Source organism: Streptomyces milbemycinicus (assembly GCF_002154605.1).
Taxonomy (GTDB): domain Bacteria; phylum Actinomycetota; class Actinomycetes; order Streptomycetales; family Streptomycetaceae; genus Streptomyces; species Streptomyces milbemycinicus.
In genome coordinates this window covers 1-3,547 of record NZ_MUNE01000827.1, presented here as the reverse complement: position 1 = coordinate 3,547, position 3,547 = coordinate 1, and the positions used below count along the sequence as shown (strand labels likewise).

The window sequence follows — 3,547 nt, the reverse complement described above, 5'->3', positions numbered from 1 at the left end:
ACCCGCAGACACCACCACCGCGCCCAACACCGGATGCCCCACCACACCCAACCCCAACGACACCGGATCACCCACACCGATCTCGCTGTCGAGCCAGTACCGCTGGCGTTGGAAGGCGTACGTGGGCAGGTCCACGCGGCGCGCACCGGTGTCCGCGAACACCGCCGGCCAGTCCACGGCCACCCCGCCCATATGCGCGGTGGCCAGCGAGAGCACCATCCGGTCCCAGCCGCCTTCGTCGCGGCGCAGCGAGCCGGTGGCCACCGCCCGTACCTCGGCGCGGTCGACGGACTCCTGTACGCCGACCGTCAGCACCGGGTGGCTGCTGATCTCGACGAACCCGCGGAACCCCTTGTCCAGCAGGGCCCGCACCGCGGGTTCGAACCGGACCGGTTGGCGCAGATTGCGGTACCAGTACCCGGCGTCCAGTCCTTCCGTGTCCTGCCAGCCGTCGTCCACGGTGGAGTAGAAGGGGATGTCCGAGGGTCGGGGGCGGATCGGGGCAAGGGCCTCGGCCAGCCGGTCGGCGATCTGTTCCACCTGTACGGAGTGCGAGGCGTAGTCCACCTCGATCAGCCGGGCGCGGACGCCCTCCTCCACCAGGGCGGTGTGCAACTTCTCGACCGCTTCGGCCCCGCCGGAGACCACCACGGACGACGGTCCGTTCACCGCCGCGATCGACACGGCGTCCGCGAAGCCTCCCGCCGGCTCCGACTCCGACTCCGCGAGTCGCCGCTCGACCTGTTCCAGCGGCTCGGGGATCGACATCATCCGGCCCTGCCCGGCGAGCACTTCGGCGATGATCCTGCTGCGCAGGGCCACCACCCGCGCCCCGTCCTCGATCGACAGCGCGCCCGCCACACAGGCGGCGGCGATCTCGCCCTGGGAGTGGCCCACCACCGCGGCCGGCTCCACGCCGCAGGAGCGCCACACCGCGGCGAGCGAGACCATCACCGCCCACAGCGCCGGCTGGACCACGTCCACCCGGTCGAGCGCGTCCTGATCGTCGAGGACCGCCGGCAGCGACCAGTCCACGACCTTCGACAGCGCGTTCTCGCACGCCAGCATCGTCTGCTGGAAGACGGCGTTGGACTCGAGCAGTTCTGTCGCCATGCCGGTCCACTGCGTGCCCTGGCCCGGGAACACGAACACGACCCTCGGCGCCTCGCGGGCGGCCCCGGTCACCACCCCGGTGGCGGGTGTGCCGGTGGCCAGCGCGGCGAGCCCATGTACGAACTCCTCGCGGTCCCGGCCGACCACGGCGGCGCGGTGCTCGAACCTGGTCCGGCCGGTGACCAGCGAAAACCCGATATCGGCCGGGGCGGGCCCGTCGTTCCCCGACACGGTGGCCAGCAGCCGGGCGGCCTGGGCGCGCAGCGCCTCCGGTGTCCTGCCGGAGAGCACCCAGGGGACCGCCCCGCACCACTCCGGACGAGCAATTTCGGGTTCTTCGCCGGGCGGGTTCTGCTCCAGAATCACATGCACATTGGTGCCGCTGGCCCCGAACGCGGAGACACCCGCGCGGCGCAGATGTCCCGTCTCCGGCCACGCCACCGGTTCGGTCAGCAGCTCCACCGCACCCGCCGACCAGTCGACCTGTGCGGAGGGCGCGTCCATGTGCAGCGTACGGGGCAGGGTGCCGTGACGCATGGCCATGACCATCTTGATCACGCCCGCGACCCCGGCGGCCGCCTGGGTGTGCCCGATGTTGGACTTGATGGAGCCCAGCAACAGCGGGTGATGGCCTTCCCGGCCCCGCCCATACGTTGCGAGCAGGGCCTGGGCCTCGATCGGGTCTCCCAGGGTGGTGCCGGTGCCGTGTGCCTCCACCGCGTCGATATCGGCGGCGGACAGGCCCGCGTTCGCGAGGGCCTGGCGGATCAGCCGCTGCTGCGCCGGGCCGTTCGGCGCGGTCTGTCCGCTGCTGCGGCCGTCCTGGTTGACGGCGCTGCCGCGGATCACCGCGAGCACCGGGTGGCCGTTGCGGCGCGCGTCGGACAGCCGCTCCAGGAGCAGCATCCCGGCGCCCTCGCCCCAGCCGGTGCCGTCGGCGGCGTCCGAGAAGGACTTGCAGCGGCCGTCGGGTGCCAGTCCGCGTTGCTGGGAGAAGACCTTGAAGAGCTGGGGGGTCGCCATCACCGTGACACCGCCCGCGAGCGCGAGACCGCACTCCTCGCGGCGCAGCGCCTGGCAGGCCAGATGGACGGCGGCCAGCGAGGACGAACATGCGGTGTCAATCGTGACGGAGGGGCCTTCGAGCCCGAGGGTGTACGAGACGCCGCCGCTGAGCAGGCTGCCGCCCGAGGTGGTGCTGACGGGCTGGCCGAGTGCGTAGTCGTGGTGCATGGCCCCGGTGAACACCCCGGTGGTGGCGCCCTTCAGGGACAGCGGGTCGACACCGGCGCGCTCGAGCACTTCCCATGAACACTCCAGCAGCAGCCGCTGCTGCGGGTCCATGTGCAGCGCCTCGACGGGGCTGATGCCGAACGGGGCCGGGTCGAACTCCCCGCCGTCGTGCAGAAAGCCGCCCTCGCGGGCGTAGAACTTCCCCGCCTTGCCCGGCTCCGGGTCGTAGCCGCCGTCGATGTCCCAGCCACGGTCGGTCGGGAAGTCCGACACCGCATCGACGCCGTCGGCCACCAGCTGCCACAGCTCCTCGGGCGAGGTGACACCGCCGGGGTAGCGGCAGCTCATCGCCACGATGGCCACGGGCTCCCGCGTCGCGCCGGAGAGCTTGGCGTTCTGCACCCGCAGGCGCTCGTTCTCCTTCAGCGACAGGCGAAGCGCACTGACCAGCTTCTCATCGGAGTCGGTCATGTCAGTTACCCTCTTCCCAGGTGGCACCCTCAAGGCCAAGGCTGTTGAACGCCATGTCGATCAGATCGTTCTTGTCCATCGCGTCGATCGAGTCGGGCTGGTCGGCCCCGTCCGCGTCCTCGGCCCCGTCCCGCGGCGTGGCGCTGGCTCCGCCGAGTTCCAGCAGGGTGTCCAGCAGGCCGGCGTCGCGCAGCCTGCTGAGCGGGATGCTGGTCAGCACGCGGCGCACCCGCTCCTCGTGTCCTGCCCCATCGGTGTCGGCCGCCTCGGGCATGAGCTCCGAACCCACGAACGCGGCGATGTCCCGCGCGGTGGGGTAGTCGAAGACCAAGGTGGCGGGCAGCCGGAGTCCGGTCGCCGCGTTCAGCTGGTTGCGCAGTTCCACCGCGGTCAGCGAGTCGAGCCCGATTTCACCGAAGTTGCGGTCCGGATCGACCATCTCGGCCGACCCGTGTCCGAGAACCATGGCGACGTGGCCGCGCACCGTATCGGTCAGCACCCGCGCCCGTTCCTGTGTGTCCAGCCCGGACAGCTGCCGCTTGAGGCCGTCGGCGTCACCGCCGCCCGCGGCCTGTCGGCTCAGCCTGCGCGACGCCGGGACCAGTCCGCGCAACAGCGCGGGAATCTCACCCCTGCGAGTACGCAGGGCAGCGGTGTCCACACGCGAGGCCGTCACCGTCGCCGCCCCGGAAGCCAGCGCCGCATCGAACGCCCGCAACCCGTCGGCGAC

At 71.6% G+C, this 3,547-nt stretch carries 2 protein-coding genes; both read right to left on the bottom strand.

The window, feature by feature from the left end:
* Window positions 1-2,817: type I polyketide synthase (locus CCN51_RS47135; RefSeq protein ID WP_143676128.1), on the bottom strand; the 2,817-nt coding region annotated here is incomplete at its 3' end.
* A gap of 1 nt (window position 2,818) precedes the next feature.
* Window positions 2,819-3,547: acyl carrier protein (locus tag CCN51_RS47130; RefSeq protein ID WP_143676127.1), on the bottom strand; the 729-nt coding region annotated here is incomplete at its 5' end.